The sequence below is a fragment of the Nocardiopsis sp. iso_25 genome, from assembly GCF_056173305.1.
Genome location: NZ_CM149667.1, coordinates 3,622,327 through 3,643,130, shown reverse-complemented (window position 1 = coordinate 3,643,130; position 20,804 = coordinate 3,622,327). Strand labels below are relative to the sequence as shown.

Annotated in this window: 11 protein-coding genes; 4 read left to right on the top strand and 7 right to left on the bottom strand. The window is 73.1% G+C overall.

The window, feature by feature from the left end; translation table 11 throughout:
* Positions 1–438 precede the first annotated feature (438 nt).
* On the bottom strand, positions 439–11,190 hold the full coding sequence (locus tag AC0VX6_RS15830; protein WP_475464932.1) for a hypothetical protein: 10,752 nt from the start codon (positions 11,188–11,190) through the stop codon (positions 439–441).
* An 832-nt stretch (positions 11,191–12,022) separates the two neighbouring features.
* Between AC0VX6_RS15830 and AC0VX6_RS15825 the strand changes: the two genes are divergently transcribed.
* Both AC0VX6_RS15825 and AC0VX6_RS15820 read left to right on the top strand, forming a co-directional pair.
* Positions 12,023–12,415, top strand: coding sequence for a hypothetical protein (locus tag AC0VX6_RS15825; RefSeq protein ID WP_475464930.1), 393 nt, complete (start codon positions 12,023–12,025; stop codon positions 12,413–12,415).
* 42 nt (positions 12,416–12,457) lie between these two features.
* Positions 12,458–12,811 (top strand): hypothetical protein, encoded by a 354-nt coding sequence (locus AC0VX6_RS15820; RefSeq protein WP_274973463.1) that lies wholly within the window; start codon positions 12,458–12,460, stop codon positions 12,809–12,811.
* Between the two features lie 214 nt (positions 12,812–13,025).
* Here the strand turns inward: AC0VX6_RS15820 and AC0VX6_RS15815 are convergent, their stop codons facing one another.
* Entirely contained in the window at positions 13,026–14,261 is a 1,236-nt protein-coding gene (locus AC0VX6_RS15815) for an IS701 family transposase (protein WP_475464928.1), read from the bottom strand.
* 140 nt (positions 14,262–14,401) lie between these two features.
* On the opposite strand from AC0VX6_RS15815, the gene AC0VX6_RS15810 reads away from it, so the two are divergent.
* Positions 14,402–15,523 carry an IS630 family transposase gene (locus AC0VX6_RS15810; protein WP_212642420.1) on the top strand — a complete coding sequence of 374 codons (1,122 nt, stop codon included), beginning with the start codon at positions 14,402–14,404 and terminating at the stop codon, positions 15,521–15,523.
* Complete coding sequence (locus AC0VX6_RS15805) at positions 15,520–15,966, top strand: Rossmann-fold NAD(P)-binding domain-containing protein (RefSeq protein WP_475464926.1); 447 nt, start codon at positions 15,520–15,522, stop codon at positions 15,964–15,966. Before AC0VX6_RS15810 ends, AC0VX6_RS15805 begins: the two co-directional genes overlap by 4 nt.
* Positions 15,967–16,030: 64 nt before the next feature.
* Here AC0VX6_RS15805 and AC0VX6_RS15800 read toward each other — a convergent pair whose 3' ends face one another.
* The 5 genes from AC0VX6_RS15800 to AC0VX6_RS15780 form a co-directional block, all read right to left on the bottom strand.
* Positions 16,031–17,563 carry an AfsR/SARP family transcriptional regulator gene (locus tag AC0VX6_RS15800; RefSeq protein ID WP_274973461.1) on the bottom strand — a complete coding sequence of 511 codons (1,533 nt, stop codon included), beginning with the start codon at positions 17,561–17,563 and terminating at the stop codon, positions 16,031–16,033.
* 286 nt (positions 17,564–17,849) lie between these two features.
* On the bottom strand, positions 17,850–18,266 hold the full coding sequence (locus AC0VX6_RS15795) for a spore-associated protein A (protein WP_274973460.1): 417 nt from the start codon (positions 18,264–18,266) through the stop codon (positions 17,850–17,852).
* Positions 18,267–18,320: 54 nt separating this feature from the next.
* Positions 18,321–18,734 carry a spore-associated protein A gene (locus AC0VX6_RS15790; RefSeq protein WP_212644091.1) on the bottom strand — a complete coding sequence of 138 codons (414 nt, stop codon included), beginning with the start codon at positions 18,732–18,734 and terminating at the stop codon, positions 18,321–18,323.
* A 50-nt stretch (positions 18,735–18,784) separates the two neighbouring features.
* Entirely contained in the window at positions 18,785–19,204 is a 420-nt protein-coding gene (locus tag AC0VX6_RS15785) for a spore-associated protein A (RefSeq protein ID WP_212644092.1), read from the bottom strand.
* Between the two features lie 137 nt (positions 19,205–19,341).
* Positions 19,342–20,784 (bottom strand): VCBS repeat-containing protein, encoded by a 1,443-nt coding sequence (locus AC0VX6_RS15780; protein WP_475464924.1) that lies wholly within the window; start codon positions 20,782–20,784, stop codon positions 19,342–19,344.
* Between the last annotated feature and the right edge of the window lie 20 nt (positions 20,785–20,804).

Genomic DNA, 20,804 nt, shown 5'->3' with positions numbered 1-20,804 from the left:
TCTTCGTCCTGGCAGGGGACGGGGCGAGACGCAGCCCGGAGAACTGTCTACGCCAGGTGCGTCAGTCGACGCCAGGAACGCAACAGGAACCGTATGCGGGCGGGTTCGGTGGATTTCTCGGCTACGTGCGGGGCGCGCAGTTCCTCCAGGCCCGCCGCACGGGACTCGGGGCGTCGGCGTCCACCCCCGTCCCCCGGGGTCGTCGACCCTTCCGGCACAGGACCGGAGCGCCTCCAGCCGCAGGGTGTCGGCCATCCCGTCCTCCCGGCCGCACGTCTACCCGGGTCCGGGGAGGCGTCCGTTCTCCTCGGCCGGTCCCCGGTCCGTCATCTCCATCAGGAACACGGCGGTCTCGTCGTCCGTGTTCGGCACGGGCGCCGACCGGTCCGGAACCGGCCGCGGATGGTCCCGTCTCGGGACCGGAGGACTCCTCATCGGTCACCGGTCGGCTCCGGAGGGGCGGGGCTGCGTGTTCAGGGCGCTGTGGAACGCTTCCAGGAGCGAGTCCGCCGCGGGCCCCGCCCCCGGTCGCGTCGTCGTGCCCCCTCCGTCGGGCGCGGTCGGGGTCTCCCGGGGCGTGAGGCCGAACACCGGGCTGAGCTGGCTCCCCAGCGGTGCGCTGGAGTCGGGGCGGGGCGCCGCCGGCGGGGAGCCGGGCGGGGTGATACCTGCCAGGTGGGCGGCGGTGGCGTTGGTCGCGGTGGTCCAGGCGGTGACGGCGTCGTTGTAGGCGCCCAGGGCGGTCCGGTAGGCGGTGGCCTGGGTTCCGTAGGCGGTGCGGGCGCCGTCGAGGGCCGCGCGGTTCGCGGGAGTGGGGTCCGCGGCGTGGGCCTTGTACGCGTCGAGGTAGGCCTTGACCAGCGCGGGGAGTTCGGCGCGCTGCCCGGTGTAGGCGGCCTCGGCGTCGGCCATGGCCTTGGCGGCGTCGTACTCGGCGGTGATGGGCGCTTCGGCGGCGTCGGCCTGTCCGGAGGTGAGGACGCCCAGGGCGACGGCGTCGCTCCGGGAGATCCAGGCGCTGGTCCTGTTGGTGTGGTGGGAGGTGAACTGCCGGGGGGCGGTGCCGCCGAAGAACGTCTTCTCGTCGGTTCGGGCGCCGGTGGTCCAGGTGGTGTCGAACTCCACCAGGTAGGCGGTGCCGAGCCGCTGGCGCTCCATGTCGGAGGGCTCTCCGCTGGCCAGGCCGTCGCCGGTGGGCGAGTCGCCGGTGACGGTGCGGACCGTGGCGTCTCCGGAGCCGGTGAGGTGGGCGTTGCGGTCGTTGTCGTCGGGGTCGACGGTGTGGTGGCCGGTGGGCCGGAAGGCCGTGGTGGCGGTGGTTCCTCCGCCCTGGGAGCGGCTGTGGGAGACGCTCCGCCCTTCGGCCTCCTTGTGGACGAGCCGGGCGTCGGGGCGCGCGGTGACGATACGGGCGCCGGTGAAGTCGGGGGTGGCGGCGACACGCCACTGAGTGCGTCCGATTCGCAGGATGTCGGTACCGGAGGGGCGGCCGAGGTTGTGCGAGAGGAGGCCCTTGAGGGCCACGGGATTGAGGGAGTTGTCGATGGGGGTGTAGCGGGGGTCGAGTTCGAGGTGGTCGGCGATGTGGCGGCGGGCGTCGTCGGTGGCGCGGGCGTGGTGGGCGCGGAGCCGGTCCAGCTGCTCGGCCGTCGGGTCCGCTCCGAAGTCGGGGGCGGCCGGGGGCTCCCACCCTAGGGACGCGGCGACGGTCCGCAGCGCGGTGTCGCGCAGGTCGGGGCCGTGGACGGCGGTGGGCATGATGACGGCGTCGCGCAGCGCGTCCGGCGGCGTGGTGAGCTCCCCGGTGGCGGTGGTGACGGCGCCCGCGAGGGTGTCGCCCGCGCGGGGGTCGGCGGTGGGCGGCGCGGGCACCGTGTCCAGCGGTGCGGCGGGGGCAGCAGGCGGGGTGAAGTCCAGCGACGAACCCAGGTGGAAGGTGCGTACCCGTCCGCCGTCCACCGTCGCCGTCTCCACGACCGGTTGCTTGTACTCCAGGTACGGCGCCCTCTCTCCCCGCCGGACTCCCGCGGTGGGCACGAGTCCGTCGCCGTCGACCTCGATGGTCAGGGTCAGGGACGCGTCCTCCGTCATCTTCAGGTAGGGGCCGGAGGACTCCATCACGATGGTGTGGGTGGTCTCCGAGGACGAGGACAGCCCCTCGGACGCGTTCCGGGTTCCACTGGTCCCCGCGGCTGGCGAGGCGAAGAGGAGGCTGCTGCCCGGCGGCCGGTCGCTGCCGCCGTTCATGCCGCTGGACTGCCAGGGGAGGAAGTCCAGGCCCGTGGTTCTCGAGGTCTGCCGGGAGTCCTGGTGCGAGTGCTCGGCCTGCCAGGAGTGGCTCTCGACGGTGGCGGCGGCCGAGGTGACGTAGTCGACCCTGGGGTTGGTCCTTTCCAACTCGACCAGGACCCGTGCGGGCTTGGAGAAGTGGGCGTTGCGGTCCGTCGACACCACGTTGACGGCGATCGGCGGGAGTGCGTCCGTCGCGGTCCCCAGCTGCTCGGACAGGGTCACTAGCAGGCGCTCCTTGCCCCCGCGGCTGAAGGTGAGCCCGTGGGTGCGCAGCCGCGTCTCCAATGAGTCCACGGCGCGGGCGGGGTCGACGGGGAGGCTCTGCCTGCCCGCGCTGTCGAATCCGGCGCGGACGCGGGCGTGGGGCGGTGGTGCGGGGTTGGTCTGGGTCGAGGGTTCGGGGGCACCGTCGTCCCCGTGGGCCACGGCGTCGGTGATGATGCCGGCCTGTTCGGCGTCGCGTGCGGTGATGTAGCCGGAGACGAGGTCGTCGACCCGTGCCCTCCATCCGGCGTACCTGTGGGTCCACCAGTTGGGGAGGTTGAGGCCGCGGTGCTTCTTGAACTCCCACGCCTGCGCGATCGAGCCCGCGGCGGTGAAGGCGTAGACGGCCGCCGCCTTGGGCAGCAGGAGGAGCCCCGAGGCGGAGGAGACCCCGGAGTCCGTGGTCTCGCCGCGGCGGAGGAAGCTCCGGTTGTGGGAGGGGCCCGCCATGGGGATGACGCCGTCGGCGGTGGACCGGTCGACGCCGGATTCGGCCCCGCCCTCCTCGATGGAGTTGGTGGTCCCCCCGGCGAAGCCCGTGAACCGGGCGAAGAAGCCGCTGATCCTGGTGACGGCGGCGGACGCCGTCGACGACGTCTCGGACTGGACGGTGACCTGTGCCCTGGCCAGCCTCAGGTCGGTGATCTCGCCGACCGTGACCCTGGTGACCCCGGTGGCCCGCATGTCGTTGGGGGACAACCAGGTGCCCCGCATCTCGATCCGCCTGCGGCGGCCTGACTCCGAGAAGGAGGCCGGGTCGGAGGCCACCGCGGTGGGGGACATGAGGTTGGAGAAAAGGGTCGATCCGCCGACGCCGTCCAGGAAGGAGGAGAGCTTCATCCGTCCCCCGTCGGACCAGAACCGGCGTGGACGGGAGAACACGTCGAGAGTGCGGCGCAGGAGGTTGCGGCCCGGTCCCGTGTTGTCCTCCTCCCGGAGCAGGGGGTTGACGTGCTCGATGACCGCACCGTGGTCCAGCAGGACACGCGTGTTGTCGGTCGGCGGGTCGGCAGGGGCCTCACCCTCCGCCCCGGAGGTCCGGGTGGCCCCCTCGGGCGGTGCTGCCCCAATCCCGCCCTCGGCCTCCGGTACGGCCTCCTCGGGAGAATCGCGTCGCCCCGGGCGGGGGTCGAGCATCTCCCGCGCCTCTTCGGGGGTCAGCCCCGACGGCGCCCGGCCGTCCCGGCCGGGCGCCGGCCGCGCGGAGACCAGGTTGTCGCCGACGGTGGTGGGCGTGACCACGGAGTAGGCGGCCTTGACGGGCCGGTCCAGCAGGTCCGTACCCTGGCTGGTCCCGCCGGCCTGCTCCTCGGCGTCGTGGTCGTGCAGACGGGCGCTGAGGACCACCTCGCCGCTCCACCGGTCCGAGCCCTCGGGGAAGAACAGGCGGGCGTCGGACTTGTGCCCCGTGCCGTACGCCGCGTCGAAGTGGTCGACCCGGTTCCAGCCCGCCGAGGCCATGAACCCGCCGAGCAGCCGGGCGATCCCGCGGGCGTCGCCCTCGGCCGAGCGCACCATGCCCGAACCCGCGGAGACGGCGAGGGTGAACGCGCTCCCGGTCGCGGACTCGGTGGAGGCCGAGGCGGTGCCGCGCACCCGAAGGCCCGTCTCGGCCGTGCTCGTCCCGTCGTGGGACAGTCGGCCGAACTCGGCGTGCAGGCGGACGGTGACCGTGTTCGGGCGGATGAACTCTCTCAACCTCGCCATCAGGGTCGGGTCCACCGTCGCCGACTCCCGGAGCCGGACGGGCAGGCCCTCCCCGGGGCGGGCGAGCCTTTCCAGGTCGTCCTTGCCCAGGGTGCTCTGGAGGGTGTCACGCACCAGCATCGTGTTCTTGTAGGCGGTGTCGTAGGAGCGGCGGAACCCCCAGCGCTCACGGAACGAACGCTCGAAGTAGGAGGCGCCCTCCCGTCCGGGCCTGCGGGCGTAGGTGTCCCTGTCGCGGACCAGTTCGGGGATGACCAGGCCCGGGTGCTCCCGCGCGATACCGGCCAGCACGTCGTTCAGGTACCGCTCCAGGACGCCGTGCCGGCCGTCCGACGTGACCGGGGGTGTCGGCTCACCGGTCCCCCCGGTGCCCCCGTCGTCCCCGGTCGCGCCGTTGCCCCGGACGACCGGCCGCTCGCCGTCGCTCCCGTCGCGGGGGGCGGGACCGCCCCACTCCAGGCCGAGGAAGTGGGACCCGCGGAAGTGGACGGGGTTGTCGACGTCCAGGTGCGGGAAGGGCGGGCGCCGCTCGTCCCCGCCCCCGTCGTCGGGGGTCTCCCCGCCCCGTGCCGCCCGGTCCAGCCGGCCCGCGGTCTCGCCGGGGAGCAACTCCACACCGGTGACGGTGAAGTGGTGGGGGTCCGCCTCGCCCTGGACGTGAACGGACAGGTCGTGGGAGGCCTCGTAGGCGGCGAACTTCTCCGTGGAGGAGACGTAGCGGCTGAGGGACCGGTGCTCGCCCGAGCCGGAGGCGTTGTGGCTCTCGGAGTGGAGCGACTGCCACCAGGTGGCCTCCACATGGGGGGCGTTGACACGCAGGGCCCCTCCGGAGGGGAGCTCGGCCATCACGCCGAAACCGGTTCCCCCCGTCAGGGTGAAGCTCGTGTTGCGGCTCTGGGTGAGGCTGGTGCCGTCCTCGATGCTCTCCTTGAAGGTCGCGTCGTCGATCAGCGGGCTGTGGTCCTTGATCCGGTAGTCGCGCGGCCTCGCCGAGAACTCCAACATCACCTCGCCCAGGCGGGGATGGGAGGCGCTCACGGTGACCGGCCCCCGGTCCAGGTGGGGGAGGTACTCCTGGAAGGAGTCGTTGTCGAGGACGTGCCGGATCTCGTCCTGCCAGCGCGCGATGTCCTGGCCGGTGCCCGGCCCGGTGAGGTCCTTCATCCACTGGGCCGCGGTGTTGGCGCTGGTCGCCTCCCTGTTCAGCCGATAGGCGTCGGAAACCAGGTAGTCGGCGATCCAGGAGCCCAGGTCGGTGTGCGCCGGGTCCTCCCCGGCCGAGGCGTTCGGCGTGACGCTGTGGACGGCGATGGGCAGGCCGCCCGTCGGGCCGAGGTTGCGGGGCCGGTGCCCGGGGCCGCCCTCCTCCCCGGCGCCCGGGGTGAGGTCGATGTGCCCCGGCATCCCGTCGGGCCGCCCCTGGACCTCGCCGGCCAGGGTGAACACCATGCCGTCACGGATCACCGAGGAGCCGACCGGGAGGTCCACGGCGGGCGCAGGGGCCTCCCCGGTGTCCCTCCCGTTGGTCCCGCCCGCGGCCGGTGCCGTCCCGCCCCCTTCCGGCCGCGCGGTCACCTCGGCCCACACCCGCAGGTCGTTGGCGTAGAACTCGGGCTTGGCGAAGGCCGTGTACTCGATCTTGGAGGCGGCGGTGGTCGTCCCGCCGTGGGACGCCGCGCGCTGCCCGCGTGAGAAGCTGCCGCCGGCCGTCACCCACGGTCCCGCCGCGGACCCGGTGACGTCGCCGAGCAGCAGAGGGCTTCCCGTGAAACGCGCAGCGAGGATGCGGCGCGGGTCGTAGGACGAGGAACCCCCGGTGGCGGCGGAGCGGCTGCGCTCCTCCGCCCGGGACTCCAGGGGCGCTCCCGACGCCCGGTGCTCGACGTCCAGGTGCCGGTACCCGGCGGGGTCATCGGACGCCAGCGAGACCCGGACGGTCCAGGACCTGGGGGCGGCGCCGTCCGTCCCGGGGTCGGTGACGGTGATCTCCCGGCCCCCGGGCGCGAAGAAGGCGGACATCCCGTGTTCGTGCGCCACCCGGTTCAGGGCCGTGTCGACCAGCCGGGAGAGGCCGGGCGGCGGGTCGGTGATCCGCTGGCCGACGATGTCCGCGACCGCTTGGTGGACCGCCCTGGTGAAAAGGCGGTCGGGGCCGCTCAGCCGCGAGGTGACGAGGTAGTCCAGGTCGTACCGTGCGTCCGTCTTCTCGCGCAGGCGGGACGCCGACGTGAGGTCGCTGGGGAGCAGCGCCTCGGCGCGGTCGGCCGAGAGCGCGGTGTCCTGCGCGTGCCGATGGGCGTCGGCTAGGTCTTGCGCGGTGCGTCCGAGCAGGTCGCGGGCGCCGTTCACCAGCGCGTCCGTCCGCCTCAGGTCCGACTCGACCCTCGTGGCCGCCGGATGGGCGCTGTCCGGGACGGCGTTCAGCGCGGCGGACACCCGGCCCAGGGCACTCAGGGCGGCGGTGGTACCGGCGACGCGTGCTGGGTCTGCGGAGGCCTCCGCGCCGGTACGCGCCTGCCGCGCGGCGTCCGCAGCCTCCCGCGCCTCACCGACGGCGTCGGTGAGGCGCCGGACCGCGTCCCGGGACTCCTGTGACCGGCGGGGGCGTGCGGTGTCGGCCAGGATCCCGGCGCGGACGGCGTCCTCCGCCCGCGCGAGCCGGTTCCGCGCGATCCCGGAGCGCCGGTAGGCGTCGTCGGCCGCCATCCGGGTACCGGCGGAGTCGGACGCCGCGCGGTGCGCGGCCGCGATGAGGGCTTCGACGGCCGCGGTGGTGGAGTCGTGGCGTGCGGTGGCGGCTTCCTCCGCGCGCGCCCGCGCCTGGTTCCGCTGCCGGTCCGCCCGGTCGCGGCCGGAGCGGACGTTCGCCTCGTGGCCAGCGGCGGTGCGGTGGGCGTCCGTGCCGGGGGCGGCCGCCCGGGTGATCCTCTCCGCCAGCGCGACCGACGCGGCGGTCCGACCGGCGAACCCCTCGGCCTGGTCTGCGGCCAGCCGCACCGATCCGGCCCCGTCGGCGGCGGTGTCCCGTTCCCGGACGGCCTGTTCCGCCGCGGTGACGGCGGCCGCGGTGTCGTCCGCGGACCGCGCCGCCCGCGCGGCCCGGTCCGCGGCCTCGCGCGTGACACGCAGGGCGGTGGCGGCTCCGGCGGCGGCCCGCTCCGCCGCGCCCGCGGTCCGCTCGGCTTCTCCGGCGACGCGAAGGGAGACGGCGGTCAGGGCGCCGTCCGCGGTCGCGGCGGCGTCGCGTAGGGCGGCGTCGGCGTCCCGCGCGTGGCGCTCCGCCCCGTCCCGCAGCCGCACCGTCTCCTCGTGGCGGGCGCGGACGGCGGCCTCGGCGTCGGCGGCGGCTCGGTGGGCGTCCGTGTCCGGAGCCGTCTCCCGGACCGCCTGCCCGGCACGGTCGAGATCGGCGGACGTACCGCGGACGGCCTCGGCTGCCAGGCGCGCCGCGTCCCGTGCCGCTCCGGCCGCGCGGCCGGTCTCCTCGCGTGCCCGGGCGGCCTGTTCGGCGGCGGTCACGGCGTCCGCGGTTCCGGTGGCGGCGTCGGTCGCCGTCCTGGCCGCCGCGGAAACCCGGTCCGCCGCCGCGCGTGCCAGCCCCAAGGCGTTCTCGGCCGTTCCGTGGGCCCGATCCGCCACGGTTTCGGCCTCGGAGGGGGAGAGCGGGGCCGGCGGGTCCCCGGTGTCCCCCTCCGTCGCACGCGTTCCCGGGTTCCCGGTCCGGTCCGGCGCCGACGACTCCCCGGACCGTCCTTGCGGAGCCGATGCGTCTCCGCCACCGTCCACCAGCGCCGTGTTGACGGTCGTCACCGTGTCCGGTGCACCGTAGGGGGAGGGCCCCCGGTCCGCGGGGTCTCGCATCGCGTAGCGGACGTAGTCCGTCGTGAGCCGCCCGCCCGGGAGCCAGAGCCGGGCGCGCGCCGGGTCGTGGCGGTCCCGGAGGTTGCGTTCGACGCCCCGCAGGAGTGTGGCGGCGTCCTCGGCCTTGTCCGCCGGGAAGGCGTCCGGGTCGGCGGGTGTCCGCAGGTTCGCCGGGTCGGACAGGGTGAAGACCAGTCCGAGCGCCAGGCTGCGGGCCCTGCGCACGGAGGGGTTCTGCGGGGCGCCGTCGTCGGGGCGAGGGGAGAGCAGGTTCTGTATGTCCGCGCTCACCGCCCGGGCACGCGCGACGTCCCCGTCGCCCAGATGCCGTCGGGCCTGTGCGACCAGGTCAGCGGCGTGTTCGGCGCGTGCGTCCGCGGGGTCGGCGGCGGGGGGCGACTCGCCGCCGTCCGCCTCCGGGGGCGTGGTCCCGGGCACGCCCTCCTCGGACGGTGCGGGCCCGGTGCCGGATCGGGCCGAAGGAGCACCGCCGCCTTGCCCGCGCCCGGTTCCGGACTCCCCGCCCGTGTCGGTGCCCCCGTTCCTCCGAGTGGCGTCGCGGCGGTCCGCCGAGGACTCGGTCGCCCCGGGCGGGGGCACCTGCGGGTCGGTGCGCACGGCTGCCGGGGTCGGCCCCGCCGAGGGAACGGAGACGTTGGGAGCGGGCCCCGCCGGACCGCTCTCGGTCACAGGGAAGGCCAGGAGGCCGGGCCCGGAGGCTTGGCCCGGGGCTTCTGGCAGGCCCTCCGGGGCCTTCGCGTCCTTCACCACGGGGTGAGGGGTGTCGGCCCCGGGCGATGCGTCCTCTGCGTCCGGCCACGCGGTGTCCAGGCTCGACGTGTCGGACGCGGCGTCGTCGAACAGCGACGACGTGTCGGAGTCCGTGTCGCCGAGGGAGGCGTTGTCGTCGGCGTCGTCCCGGAGGCCCGGGGCGCCGCCGGTGGGGTTCAGTGAGGCGTCGAACGAGTACGGGGGCGCGTTCGTCCCCGACCGTTCGGCTGCGGAGGGGGTCGGCCGGGGACGGATGGACGCGCTCTCCGTCGGCGGGGCCGCGGTCTCCCGGATGTCGGCCGGGGCGGGGGGCTCCGCGGTGACGGGGGAGGGGGAGACGTTCCGCTCGGGGCCGGTCTTTCCGGCGGGAGCCGGTTCCGGAACGGACCGCGTCGTCTCCTGCGCTCCCGGGCGGGACGGCTGGGCCGCTTCGCCGGACGGACGGCCGGGGGGAGCCGCGCCCTGCGGCGGCGCGGCGCGGTCGGCACCGGTCTGGGGCGTCACGGCGGCCGGGGGCGGCGGGGGGATCTTGGTTCCCTCCTCGTGCGGGGGTGCCGGGGTCCGGTCACGTGAAGTCCCGGCGCCTGCGGCGTCATGGCCACCGGTGAAAGGGCCGGGGGTGCCTGCGCGACGGTACGCGTCGGTGTGGCCCGCCCCGTCCGGGATGTGGTCCCGCTGCCTTCGGACCGCAGGGGCGACCTGCTCTCCGGCTGCCGGGGAACCGCCGGGGCGGTGCGCGTCCGCGCCGCTCGCCGGAAACCCGTTCCAGCCGCCGCGCGAGCGGTCTCCGCCATCCTGTGCGGGGGCGGGCCCATCGACGGTGACGGTCGGCACGAGGCTGGTATCGGGGGCGTCGGGACCGCTGGCGGGCGTCGGCCCTCCTTCGCCGTCGCCGCTGGGGGGCCACGCCGTGTGGGCCTGGCCCTTCCCGGTCCGGGTGGGCAGCTCCGGCTCCGGAGGCGGGGGGAGCTCGGGGGGAAGGAGGACACCGCCTGGGCCGCTGAGCGCGTCGATGCCCGCCAGAGCAGAGTCGGTGGTCAGCTGGTGGGTCGTGTTCATGGTCGCGCCGGACGTGGCGGACCAGGGGGTGACGACGAACCCCTGGCCGCTGGCGAGACTGCCCAGGCCCTCGCTGAGGAAGCCCTCCGCGGCCCCGGTCCCCGCGCCCAGCCCCAGACCCCGCAAGTAGGGCAGGAACCCCTGCGCACTCCGGTGCAGCGACCCGGCGAGGTTCTGCGGGACGTCGGACAGGTGCTCGCGCAGGGGCGTGGGCAGTCTGTCGCCGATCGTCCGGGAGAGCTGGGAGCTCAGGTCGACGCCACCCCACGAGCGGATCAGGGTGTCGGCGTAGTCGTCGCCCAGCCGCCGCGCCTGGTCGACGCCCATGCGTTCGGCGAAGGAGCGCTGGAACAGATCCGCCATCTCCACGCGGAAGACGTTCTGTTCGACCGTGTTGTCCCAGGAGCGCGCCCCGGTGGGGGAACCGGGGTGGAACGGGACCAGCATCTCGTCCCGGTGGCGGGTGAAGAGGTCCGCTAGGTCGTCGTTGAGCGCGTCCGGCGGGGGCGCGGGGTCCGGCACGCCGTTCCTGACCGGCGGTGGGGGCACGGGGTCCGGCAGGCCGCGCAGGTCGTCGATGCCACGGGTGAAGGCTTTCGCGAAACCGCTGTTGATGAACGCCCCGACGCCCCCGGAGATGCCGGCTGAGACGAGCCCTTCGATCACGGCCCCCACGTGCGCGTCGTGCACCAAGCGCTTGTCGACCCCGCCCCGGTCACCGTTGGCGATCTGGACGCGCTGGATCAGTGCGCCGAAGCTCGCGAAGACCTGGCTGACGACCTGGTGGCTGGGAACGGTGACGATGAACCAGGCGATGAGCCGCTGGATGGCCAGGCTCCGGATCGCCTTGAAGACGGGGATCCACTTCAGAGAGGCGCCGAAGGTGAACTTGGCCGCCGCGATGGCCCAGGTGATCTCGGCGATGAGCTGGGCCACCTGGACCCAGACCATCGCCACCATGTAGTCGACGTTCGCCGCCGCCTTGCGCAGCTCGGCCGAGAGCATACGGCTCGTGCTCGCCGCGTTGCCGATGTAGTCCCTGTCGCCGCTGGTGAAGGCTGCTAGGGAGCGGTTGTAGTAGTCGGAGGCCGCTCCGCCGAAGTTCCTCCGGACGCTGTTGCGCGTCGTGTCCATGACGTCGGAAAGCTCGTGCAGTTGCTTGTCGAGGAGGTCGTAGACCTCCGAAACGGCGCGCATGGCCGGTGCACTGGCCCGGGGCAGGTCGATCCCAAGCACCACTTTGACGAAATCGTGTGCTGAGTCACCCATTTTCTGGGGGTCAAACAGCATGCCCGACCCCTTTCCAATCACACGTATCTGAAGCGACGGCAAGGGTAACAGCAATGTGGAGAGGCACGGAAGCCGCCCCCTGGGTTTCAAGGTGTTCGCGGTGGCGGACGCGGGCTTTTGTTGCGTCTGCGTTTCCAGCTTTTCTGATCGGTTGCTGAGGGTGAAGGGGGGTTTCGGATATGTATAGTTGCGGCTCTGCGGGTTGCATTCCCCCTGTCTGGTGCGGTACCTGTTGTGTCGGGCAGAGGGGAATGGTTCGCAGGGGTGACCCGGTTCCGTGCGGTGAGTCCCCTTGTCTCGGCTCCTTTTCTGTTCCTCCTGATTGCATTTCTGTTTCTTTTTCCGATGTGCTTCTCCAGGGGAGGGCTTCCTGTCGGGACACGGATTGATCACAGGTGAGGGGGTTGCGGTTCGGGGTTCGGCCGGGCGTGCCTCCGTCCTCCGGGGGTGGAGTCGGCACCGCGCGCTCGGGGAGACGGGTGGGGGACGACTGCGAACGGAGTTCTTCACCCCATTCGGAAGGCGTGCCGGTGCGGTGCCCTTTGCTGCGCGAGCCTGTGTGACCGAGGTCGCATTTATGGCGTGCCGGTTTCTGCGCCCCCGCTCGGGCTCGGTCGGTCGCCTCGGCGGTGCTCGGCGGGCTTCCGGGGCATCGTCGGGGGACGGCGGGGCCCAGGTGGCTCCGCCCGCTGTGCGAAGCGCCGTCGGCGGGGCGCGCTTTCACGGGCCGTTCATGCCGTGAACGATCTGAGTAAAACCTTGAAGGAGATCGGGCTAAATGAGCTCACCGATACGGGAGAAGGTGGAGGCCGAACTGCGGCGGCTTGATACGACGTTGAGGGCGCTCATGGAGACGGGCGCGGCCCTGGAGTCGGCGACCGAGGAGGCCACGGCCGGGAACCGGCTGGTGACCGCGAAGGCCGACGCGGCCGGTGACCTCGTCGGGCTCGTCTTCCACACCGACGGGTACCAGGGCATGGCCGCCGCCGAGTTGTCGGCGACGGTCGTCGAGGTGATCGACCGCGCCCATCGGCGGATGGTGGAGCGGGCCGTGCAGGCGTACGACTTCGCCGCCCCCGAAGGCGTCGACACGGCCCCCGTGCTGCGCGGCGAGATGGACGTCGAAGAGGGCCTGCGCACCCGGGGCCTCTCCCCGGACGGTTCGGAGTGACCGTCCGACCGCAGACACCAGGCAGCGACCAGGAAGAGGACGATGTCCGCACCACATGACCGGCTCTCCGTCGACGTGGACGGGATCGGGCGGCACAACAGGCTCGTTTATGAGGCTGCCGACTTCACGGACGAGATGGTGGCCGCCGCGCGCGGCGCGATCATGTCCCTCGGTGAGGCGCCCTGGGGGGATGAGGGGGAGTACTCGAAGCGGATGCAGGAGACCCTGGGCGAGGCGGAGAAGATCCTCTGGCAGCTCCTCGACTACGTGGCCGTGGCGCAGAGGCAAGCCGCCGACGGGGCGGTCCGCACCGCCCGCGGCTTCTCCGCCGCCGAGGACCTCAACGTCGACGTCTCCGGCTCGTTCGACCCGCGCACGCACAGCGGACGCCGCTGACGGCTGCACGCACGCGGTCCGGTCCCCGCCTCCGGGCTCGCGTACACGATCCTGCGCAACGGCTGGTACGAAGAGCACTTCGCGCGGCAGCTAGTAGTACTTCGTTAACTTGTGTCGGGTGGGTGCTGCTGTGCGAGTGGTCGGTGACAGGTGTGGCACACGCCGGTCCAGCACAGCAGCACCCGTTGGAGCTCCTCCAACACCTGGTACAGACTCAGACCGACGTCCGACTTTTTGGGTCCAGCCTCCGCAGGGTCAGGAACGCTTGGGCCGCGCTGACCAGCGTGACGTGGTGGTGCCAGCCCCGCCAGGTCCGTCCCTCGTAGTGATCCAACCCCAGACCGTGCTTGAGCTCGCGGTAGTCGTGCTCGATCCGCCACCGGATCTTGGCCAACCGCACCAGATGCCGTAGCGCGGTCTTCGTATCCAGGCTGGTCAACCAGTAATCGGTCGGCGCCTGCTCATACGGGGGCCACTGGGCGATCAGCGTCTGAGCGGGCAGCACCCCGTCCCAACCACCCCGGCCTCCTGCCCGGGCCAGAGCCGCCTCGCGGGCGGACTTACCCGCCAAACGCACGTCCATGACCAGGAACCGGCCCCGCATCGCCCCACGTGAGCCCTGCCGCCAGGTGCACCGGCGCAAGGCCCCACGCCCCCGCTCCAGCGCCAACTCCTTCAGCGTCCGGGCCGGGGTCCGATAGCGCGGCAGACGCGGACCCGGACCAGGCCGCTCGGGTGCCTGGGGCACCACCCCACCGGGGTGGGCGTTGAGATCACCGCGTACCGCGACCACGTAGTCCAAACCGCGCTCGGCCAGACCCTGCCGGAAGCCGTGGATCTGCCCGTACCCCGCATCGGCCACCACCACCTGGTCCTCAAGCCCCCAGGAGCGGGCCTGATCCACCATGTCCAGGGCCAGCCGCCACTTCTCCCGGTGGCCCACCTGCTCGGGCACACCCGTTTTGGCGCGGCGCTCATCGGCGGGGTTGGCCCACTCCTTGGGCAGGTAGAGCCGCCAGTTCAGCGGCACCGACGCGGTGTCGGTGACCGCGTGCAAGCTGACCGCGCTCTGGCACACCGCCTGCTTGCCCAGGGCGCCGCACCACTGGTGGGCCGCTCCCACCGACTCGGTGCCCGCTTTGGGGATACCGGAGTCATCGATCACCCACGCATCCGGATCGATGGCCCGGCTGGCCTTGGTGGCCACGCGGCGTTGGACGGGGACGTGGTCCCAGGGGGACTGGCCCACGAACTGCTGCAGCGCTTGCATGTTGCCGTCGGGCAGGCGCTCGGCCATGGGTTGGATGGACTTGCGTCGCCCGTCCAGCATTAATCCGCGCAGGTAGCAGCTGCCCCAGGCCCGGGAGTCCTTACGGGGGATGGAGGCGAGGACCTCGGCGCAGAACGCGTCGAGGTCCTCACGGAGTTCTTCTACAGCGGTCAGGTCCACGGGTCCATGATGGCGGAACCAGACCGCGAAATCATAGACTTAACGAAGTACTACTAGTGCTGTGGCCGGGAAGGTTCGCCCGGGTCAGTGATCGATGCCAGGGTTGACCGCAACACCAGCAGTCAACCCTGGGAGCCGCGGTGTCCGCACCCCTCAAAGCCCGCAGACTCACCAACCCCGAGGGCCAAAAACTCCAACGCATCGTCCGCCGGGGCAGCACCAACACCGTCCGCTACCGGCGAGCGATGATTATCCTGGCCTCGGCCAGCGGCAACACCGCCCCCGTCATCGCCCGCCTGGTCGCCGCTGATGAGAAGACCGTGCGCGAGGTCATCCACGCCTTCAACACCCAAGGGCTGAGCTGCCTGGACCCTAAATGGGCGGGAGGCCGTCCCCGCCTACTCACCCCCGACGAGGAAGACCTCGTCCTGAAGACGGCCACCACCCGCCCGACCAAGCTCGGCCAGCCCTTCACCCGCTGGTCGCTGCGCAAACTCGCCGCCCACCTGGCCCACCGGCCCGGACCGGGCCTGCGCATGGGCCGCGAGACCCTGCGAACGCTCCTGCACCGGCATGGCATCACCTTCCAACGCACCACGACCTGGAAGGACTCGCCCGACCCCGAGGCCGATGCCAAACTCGACCGCATCGAGCACGTCATGGAGCACTTCGCCGACCGGGTCTTCGCCTTCGACGAGTTCGGACCGCTGGGCATCCGGCCCACCGCCGGGACGGGCTGGGCCCGCAAGAGCCGCCCGCACCGCCTTCCGGCCACCTACCGGCGCACCCATGGCGTCACCTACTTCCACGGCTGCTACTCGGTGGGAGACGACACCCTGTGGGGCATCAACCACCGGCGCAAGGGCGCAGCCAACACACTCACCGCGCTCAAGACGATCCGGGCCGCCCGCCCGGACGGCGCCCCCATCTACGTGATCATGGACAACCTGTCCGCACACAAGGGCCCCACGATCCGCTCCTGGGCCCAGCGCAACAAGGTCGAGTTGTGCTTCACCCCCACCTACGCCTCCTGGGCCAACCCGATCGAGGCGCACTTCGGGCCGCTGCGCCAGTTCACCATCGCCAACTCCCACCACCCCAACCACACGGTGCAAACGCGGGCGCTGCACGCCTATCTACGGTGGCGCAACGCCAACGCCCGCGACCCGGACGTGCTCGCGGCCCAGCGCCGTGAACGCGCCCGGGTACGCAGCGAGAAGGGTGTTCGTTGGGGAGGCCGACCGCTACCCGTAGCGGCGTGAGGGCACCCGGGCGAACCTTCCCGGCCACGGCACTAGACGAGGCCCGCGCCACCGGCGCCTTCGTCGGCAGCGCGGGCCGGGGCCGCACCGCCGGCGCCTCGCGCCGGGACCTGGCCGAGGCCGCCTCCGCCGTGCTGCGCGACCCGGCGGCGCACGCGGGCGCCGTGTACGAGCTCTCCGGCGACACCGCGTGGACCTACGACGGCCTCGCCGCGACCCTGGGCGAACTGCTCGGCCGCGAGGTCGTCTACCGCGACCTGACCACCGAGGAGCACGTGGCGGCCCTGACCGGGGCCGGACTGGACGAGGGCACCGCGCGCTTCGTGGCCGCGCTGGACACCAACACGCGCGATGGCGAACTGCCCGCCACCACCGGGGAGCTGTCCCGCATCATCGGCCGGCCGACCACCCCGGTCGGCGAGACCCTGCGCGCCCTGCTCTGACCCGCGCCCCGTCCGCCCCGCTCACGGGAGGACGGGTCCACCGGGCCGCCGGGACCGCCGCCCCTCAGCCGGAGTCCGGGTCCGAGGGGGCCAGGGTCAGCGGCGGCCCGGCGGACGGCCCCGGAACGGGGTCGGCCACGACGTCGGGCCAGGGCAGGTCCACCGCGGAGGTCCCGGCGGCGAGGGCTGCCGCGGCCAGCCTCAGCGTCAGCGGCAGCCGCCCGCAGCGGTCGGCGATCCGGGTGACCAGCGCCAGTTCCGCGACCCGGGCCCACATCCCGGCCACGGACAGGAACAACTCGACCGAGGACTCCTCCGACAGCACGTCCAGCGGCAGGGGGCGGGCGCCGAACAGCGCGACCAGCCCCGTCAACGGGTGCCGACTGGTGATGAGCACGACGCTGCCCCGGCCGGTGGGCAGCAGGGGAGCGAGCTGCTCGACCGAGGAGGCGTCGTCGAACAGGAACAGCAGACGCTGGTCGGCCGTCACCGACCGGAAGAGCTTGGCGAGCTCGTCGGCGCCGGTCGGCAGGGACCCGGGGTCCGCGCCCAGCCCGCGCAGCAGCTGGCGCAGCGCGTCCTCGGGCCGGGTGGGCTCCTCCCCGGAGGAGCGGCCGCGCAGGTCCACGTAGAGCTGGCCGTCGTGGAAGCGCTCGCGGACGGCGTGGCTCCAGTGCAGGGCCAGCGCGGTCTTGCCGACTCCGGAGACCCCGGTGAGGAGGAACACCGCGGGCCAGCGGTCGGCCCCCCGGTCGTCGTCCAGCGCCTGGTCGAGCACGGACAGCTCCGCCGAGCGGCCGACGAACTCACCGACGCCGTAGGGCAGTTCGGCGGGGCGGACCCGGTGGACGACGGGCGCGCCGGCGCGCGTGCTCCCGCCGTCCGGCTCGGCCGTGAGCAGGTCCAGGTGCAGCTGCCGGAGCCGGGCGCCGGGGCCGGTGCCCAGCTCCTCGGCCAGCCTCTCGCGCAGCGTCGCGTAGACCTCCAGCGCCTCCCCGGTGCGTCCGCAGGCGTGCAGGGCCGACATCAGCAGGCCCGCGAAGCGTTCGTGGGTCGGGTGCTCCGCGCACAGCGAGAGCAGTTCGGGGACGGCGGCGGCTCCGCGGCCGAGGCCGATCTCGGCGCCGTACAGTTCCAGCAGGGCGTGCAGCCGCCTCTCCTCCAGAGCCGGGCGCGCGTGGGCGGCCAGTGCCGGTGTGACGCCGCCCAGCGCCGGGCCCGTCCACAGCGAGAGCGCGGTGCGCAGGGTCCGGACCGCCTCGGCGGGCCGGTGGGCGGCGCGCTCGGAGTGCGCGCGCACCAGCAGCCGTTCGAACACTCCGCTGTCCGTGGCCTCGGCCGCCACGCTCATCCGGTAGCCGCAGGCGCTCCGGACGATCGTGTCCGCGCCCAGGGCCTTGCGGAGTCCGTGCACGTGCGCCTGGAGCTGGGACCGTGCGCTGCGCGGAGGGCGTTCGCTCCAGACCAGGTCGATGAGCCGGTTGTCGGAGACGACGGTGCCGGGTTGCAGGAGGAGCGCGGCCAGGACCGTGCGCCTTTTGGGCCCTCCTGTGCTGACCGGACGTCCTTCGGAGTGAACCTCGACAGAACCGAGCATGCGGTACCGAATCCCTGACAGATCGGTCTCCACTCATGAACTCCCTGACGCACGATGAACGCTCCGCTGCGCAACGTCGCGGAGCATACGGCACTCGTCGGCGTACCGTCCACCTACGCGGGGAGGAGCGCGGAGAGTGTCCGGAGCGGCTCTGGGGTGACCTGGGGGTTTGGGTTTCGGCCCGTGCCGGGCTCGTTGCGCTAACCGACACAAACGCTGCTGAGGCGGGCATGGGTCGGGCGGCCCCGGGCCGAACACCGGCCGGAGCCGCCCGCGAGAGGTCCGGTCAGCCGCAGTTGGTGCCGCGCTTGCCGCCCTCGGTGCCGGTGATGCGCCCCATCCAGTCCACGCACCTGTTGGCCGCGTTCAGGTAGATCGGACCGGCGTAGGTGGTGTAGTAGCCGCCGTCGAAGACGTCCCAGTGGTTTCCGGCGGGACTGATCGACAGGCCCGCCTCGATGAGCACGGCCGAGCCGGGGTTGTTGCGCTTGGCCACGACGCAGTTGTAGCCGTTGGAGCTGTTGTAGGTCAGGAAGACCGTGCCCTTGGAGCCGATGCTGTCCTGGTTGACGACGCCGTATCCGGAGCCGCACTCGCCGCCGTAGGTGGCCGCGGCGGCGGGTGAGGCGCTGACGAGCAGACCGCCCAGACCGATACCGGCGGCCGCGACGACGGCCGCGGCCCTCTGCGCGAGCTTCTTCATGTCATGTCCGATCGTGGTTCGGGGGTGTGCGGAGGCAGGGGAGCGGGGCGGGGCTCACCCGCAGTTGGTGCGGTAGACGGTCTCGGTGATCGTGCCGATGGTGCCGCCCCAGTCGACGCACTGGCCCGCCGCCGACAGGTAGACGGGACCGGCGTAGGTCGTGTAGTTGCCGCTGTCCCTCTTCCAGGACGAGGTGCCGTTGACCCTGACGAACGCCTCCATCGGCGCGGCCGCGCCCGGGTTCGTGCGCACGGTGACCACGCAGTTGTAGCCGTTGGAGTTGTTGTAGGTCAGGAAGGTGGTGCCGCGGTTGTCGGGGAACTCGACCTTGTTGACGACCCCGTAGCCGGACCCGCACGCCCCGTTGTAGGAGGCGGCGGATGCGGGGGCGGCGGTGGCCATCAGGCCCGCCGCGGCGATCCCGCCTGCCGCGGCGAGGGTGGCGGCCTTCTTCAGGAGGTTGCGCATGGTGCTCCCAGTCGTGCGTCGGCGCGCCGCCCGTCGCGGCGCGCGGGGGGTCAGCCGCAGTTGGTCCCGTTGCGGTTCTCGTTGGTGCCGCTGATGTTGCCGAACCAGTCCACGCACGAACCGGCCGCGCTGCGGTAGACCGGACCGGCGTAGGTCGTGTACTGGCCGCTGTCCACCTCGGCCGCGCTGGCGGGGTCGCTGGTGCGCTTGAGGCCGACCGTCATCTCCACCGCCGAGCCCGGGTTGGCCCGGACGGTCACCGCGCAGTTGTAGCCGTTGGAGTTGTTGTAGGTGAGGAAGACCGTGCCCTTGGAACCGATGTTGGCGTAGTTGACCACGCCGTAACCGCTGCCGCAGACACCGTTGTAGTCCGCCACGGGAGCCGCCGCCGACGCGGGTGAGGCCAGTGCCAGCGAGCCTGTGGCCAGCGCCGCCGTGAGCAGTGCGGCGGTACGGAACTTCTTGAACATGGGGGAGCTTTCCGTCCTGGTTGCCGGCGTCCGCTCCGTGCGGACGCCGGGAAGGACTGTGGCACGGGCCGCTTCGATCCGGCTTCGGTTCCGCTTCGTACCGGCTTCGTGCGTCGCTTGCGGGCCCGGAGCGCCCCCTAGAACGCGGCGCTGTCGAAGGAGGCCTCGTCCTCGCCCCCGTCACCGGTGATCCACCAGCGCACGGGCGTGTCCCGGGTGCCTTCGAGGTCGTGGGCCAGGGCGAGTTCGTCGGCGCCGTCCGCGTCGTAGTCCGCGCAGGAGAAGAGGCCGGCCACCCGCCCGGCCGCGTCTCCGGCGGCGAGCGGGCCGTCCTCGGGGCCCCGGCGGACCAGCGGCTCCGCGCCGTCCGCCTCGATCCCGTCCCCGGTGTGGCGCAGCAGGTCGACGCCGTGGCCGTCGCTGCTGACCGCGAGGACGTCGGTGCCGTCGCCGTCCAGGTCGCACACGGCCAGGGCGCGGCTGGCGCCGTAGCCGGGGGAGGACCCGTCCGAAGGCAGCTCCGCGGTGAGGGGGTCGGCCGCCTCGGCGGTGAGGGGGCCGGGGTAGACGTTCACCCGCCGGTCGACCTCGGGCGGCTCCGTCCGGTACCCCGGTTCGTCGTTGCGGCTGCCGCTGTCGCCCAGGGCGAGGTCGCCCTCCCCGTCGCCGTTCAGATCGCCGAAGGCGGCCAGCGAACCGGAGACCAGCTCCACAGACTCCCACCGCGCGGGATCGCCTGGTCCGGTCAGCAGCAGTGTGTTCTCGGGCTGTCCTCCGTCGTCGCCGTGCTGGAACAGCAGCCGTGACGTGCTGTCGTCGGGGGCGGGGGGTTCGGCGACGAGGCCGCCGACCTCCGCGTTCACCGTCCGCTGTGCGCTGCGCGCCGGAGCGCCCTCCGGGTCGAAGGGACCGTACATGACCATGAGGCGCGAGGCCTCACCGTCCGCCGACGCCCTGGCGGCGGCCAGGTCGGGGGCGCCGTCGCCGTCGAAGTCACCGTTCGCCAGCGCCGTGAAGGTGTCCTGCCACCCCTCCCCGTTGAGGAGCGTGACCGGGGTGGCAGGGGCGTCGGGGTCGGGGCCCGAGGGGCCGCCCCACACGATCGCCCTGGGGCCCAGCCCGCTGGCGGCCACCCCGAACCCCAGTTCGCCGTCGGCGTGGACCAGGACCGGGATGTCGGCGAAGCCGTCGCCGTCCAGGTCGGCCGTCCCGGGCCGGGTGCCCTCTCCACCGGTCCCGGAGGAGGTGACGGGGAGCACCGTGTACGGGCTCCAGACGGTGCGGGCGGCCGGATCCGGGCCTCCGGGCGAGCCGTGGACGGTCATCAGGCGCTGGGAGGGGGACCCCGCCTCGGGGTCCGGGTCGTAGCGGGTCGTGAAGAGGAGGTCGGGGAAGCCGTCGCCGTTGACGTCGTCGGGCACGGCACTGCCCTCCCCCTCGGGCACGGGCGCCGTCTCGTACTCCCGGACCTCCTCGGGGGCGGCCGTTTGCGTCTCCGCGCCCGTCCCCGGGTCCGGGGCGCCTCCGCACGCGGACAGCAGGAGGGCGCAGGGCAGCAGCACGAGACGGCGGGGGGCCATGGGACTTCCGATCGTGACGG

Excerpts from the sequence above, each read along its gene's own strand:
- AC0VX6_RS15795 (WP_274973460.1), bottom strand. The coding sequence starts at position 18,266 with ATGAAGAAGCTCGCGCAGAGGGCCGCGGCCGTCGTCGCGGCCGCCGGT.
- AC0VX6_RS15790 (WP_212644091.1), bottom strand. The coding sequence starts at position 18,734 with ATGCGCAACCTCCTGAAGAAGGCCGCCACCCTCGCCGCGGCAGGCGGG.
- AC0VX6_RS15785 (WP_212644092.1), bottom strand. The coding sequence starts at position 19,204 with ATGTTCAAGAAGTTCCGTACCGCCGCACTGCTCACGGCGGCGCTGGCC.
- AC0VX6_RS15800 (WP_274973461.1), bottom strand. The coding sequence starts at position 17,563 with ATGCTCGGTTCTGTCGAGGTTCACTCCGAAGGACGTCCGGTCAGCACA.
- AC0VX6_RS15825 (WP_475464930.1), top strand. The coding sequence starts at position 12,023 with ATGAGCTCACCGATACGGGAGAAGGTGGAGGCCGAACTGCGGCGGCTT.
- AC0VX6_RS15820 (WP_274973463.1), top strand. The coding sequence starts at position 12,458 with ATGTCCGCACCACATGACCGGCTCTCCGTCGACGTGGACGGGATCGGG.
- AC0VX6_RS15780 (WP_475464924.1), bottom strand. The coding sequence starts at position 20,784 with ATGGCCCCCCGCCGTCTCGTGCTGCTGCCCTGCGCCCTCCTGCTGTCC.